This is a genomic window from Natroniella acetigena (genome assembly GCF_023227745.1).
Classification (GTDB): Bacteria; Bacillota; Halanaerobiia; order Halobacteroidales; family Halobacteroidaceae; genus Natroniella; species Natroniella acetigena.
Genome location: NZ_JALKBX010000102.1, coordinates 1 through 2588 on the forward strand (window position 1 = coordinate 1; position 2588 = coordinate 2588).

Sequence of the window (2588 nt, forward strand, 5' to 3'; positions counted from 1 at the left end):
AAATAAATTATACCAAAAAACAAGGTGAAGTACAAGTTAACAATTTCCTATTATTAACATAACACAACAGCTTAAGTGTAAGCTTGAGTTTGAGTAAAATCATTAACAAAATATAGAACTTTGAATAAAACGAGTAGTCAATTGACTACTCGTTTTATTCTTGTTTAGGAACTATACTTTTTAAAGAGGTGTGGATAACTTTTGAAATTTAAGGTTTTTAATGGTTTGCTTAACCTTAGACTATGGTCGAAGACCATTTTTTATATTAGCAAGAAAAGAGGAAAATAGTAATTAATCGGGAACTATTAATTAGTAGAATAATTTAATTTGGCAAATTAAATTTAATATCTAAAGGGAAAGGGTATCTGTTATGAAATATTTATTGACGATTTTATCAGGGTTTTTATTAGGGTTGCCATTTTATAATACTGATTTATTCTTTTTAGCTTGGATTGGTTTAGTGCCTTTTTTATTTGCATTACAGGGAGAGCATAAGAGAGAATCATTCTTCTTAGGGTGGTTAATGGGCATCGCTTTTTTTGGCATTGGAGGTAATTGGATAATCTATCCATTGCTTGATTTTAGCGGATTGCCGATAGTAGTATCTGTTTTTATTTTTATTTTAGCAGTTTTTATTTTGGCCCTGTTTTTTGCTCTGTTTGCAGTCTTATTAAAGGTGTTAGAGGTAAAGTTTAGCTTGCCTTATTTACTTCTTATTCCTGTTAGTTGGACAGCTATTGAATTTTTGCGAACAATATTTTCATTTGGTTATCTGTTTGGCTTTCTCGGTTATTCACAAAGTTTTATTCCAGAATTGATTCAATTAGCAGGGTATGGGGGAGTTTATTTAATTACTTTTATAATTGTGCTGGTTAATACTATACTATTTTTAGCTATTAAAGAAAGAAAATTTCACTATGCTCTAATTGGTATAGCAATTATTAGTTTAATTTTTTATCAAGGTCAGCTACAATTAACTGAATCAGATATTGAGGGTGAAGAGTTGGCTGTAGGATTAATTCAACCTAGTATTTCTCAGCAAATAAAGATGGATCCCGAGTATCAAGATTTAATTGTTGATAGGTTGTTGGATTTATCTAATCAGGAAATAAAAGAAAATAATCCCGATTTACTGATTTGGCCCGAAACAGCTATTTTAAGAACCTATGATGAAGATAAAAAAATACCATTTGATTTTGTTGAAGAAACTTCATTATTCTTTGGGGGCTTTGTTAGAGATAATAGAGGCAACTTAAATAGTAGTTTTTTAGCAGATGCTAATAGAGATATAGTTACTAGATATAGCAAGACTAAGCTAGTTCCTTTTGGTGAATATACTCCGTTTGCTGAAATAATTCCTAATGTAATTGTGGAGAATCTAAATAATTTAATCCCAGGTGAAGAAAGAAAAGAGTTTGAATTTAATAGAATTAGTTGGGTAAGTCCAATTTGTTCAGAAATTTTAAACTCTTCTTTTATTAGAGAATTAGATCCTGGTTCTAATCTATTGATTACTATTGCTAATGAAGCTTGGTTTGGAAAGAGCAATCTGCCGTTACAAATGTTTCAGGCAACTATTTTTCGGGCAGTTGAGTATAATCTTCCTGTTATTAAAGTAGGGAATACTGGGTTTAGTGGAATTGTAGATAATCAAGGGAGGATAGTAACTAAAATTGATATTTTTGAACCAACTTCTAAAACTTTTAATTTAGCAGTATCTGAGCGAGAAATAACTTTGTATTATCAATATGGTGATTTATTTGGTTTAGTTAATTTGATAGTTGTATTAATTTTAATAGGCTTTATTGGGTTTAAGAAGTTTAAAAAACAACACTTTTAAAAGTGTTGTTTTTTAAACTTCTTGTGCTTAAGTTACTTTTTTAGCTTTTTCTTGATTGATTATTTTCTTAGTAGTTTTGTTATTTTGTTTTCTGTTTTTTAACTTATTAATTCCTCCAAACAAGATGCTTATAATTGTAATGATGTTAGTAAAAAGAATCATTACAATTGCAGTTTGTCCTAAGGTTATACTATTTAAATCATTGAATTGTTCAATTGTTAATATATTTATATTAGTTAAAGTAGCAATTAAAATAAGTAAGCTAGAGATATAAATAAAGCTATTAGAAATGAATCTAAATAATAAATTGAAAAACTCTTTTTCATTAGTTGCATTTTTGTTAAAGAAGCTTTTAAGAAGAATTATAGATTCTATAATTACTATAACTATAAAAGAAATACTGATGATAATTTCTGGATTCATTAAACCATCTCCTTTTTTTGTTTGCTAATTATATTTTAACATATTATTAGTTTTTTTCAATAGCAATTCAACTCAAAACCAATAAAAGTAAATTGAGTTACAATTAATCTCAAGTATATAATTATAACAGTTCAAATTTTTAAGCAACCAAGAGATTGATTTGTAATCCCCATAGTTATTTGATATAATTTTTGAGAATGATTATTCTTTCTATCTGTAATTTACTAAAAGTTAGCTTAAATTAATCTGTGTGAACCTCTCCACCTAAATCAGAAACAAGATTTAGATGGAGCTTCTCCTACGAGTGGAAAAACCATTTCACTCT

Annotated in this window: 2 protein-coding genes; one reads left to right on the forward strand and one right to left on the reverse strand. The window is 27.9% G+C overall.

Translation table 11 applies throughout. From position 1 onward, the window contains the following. Positions 1-370 precede the first annotated feature (370 nt). Complete coding sequence (gene lnt, locus MWH25_RS12680; protein ID WP_248628020.1) at positions 371-1840, forward strand: apolipoprotein N-acyltransferase; 1470 nt, start codon at positions 371-373, stop codon at positions 1838-1840. 27 nt (positions 1841-1867) lie between these two features. Here lnt and MWH25_RS12685 read toward each other — a convergent pair whose 3' ends face one another. Next, positions 1868-2263: a hypothetical protein gene (locus tag MWH25_RS12685; protein ID WP_248628021.1), complete on the reverse strand. Its 396-nt coding sequence runs from the start codon at positions 2261-2263 to the stop codon at positions 1868-1870. Between the last annotated feature and the right edge of the window lie 325 nt (positions 2264-2588).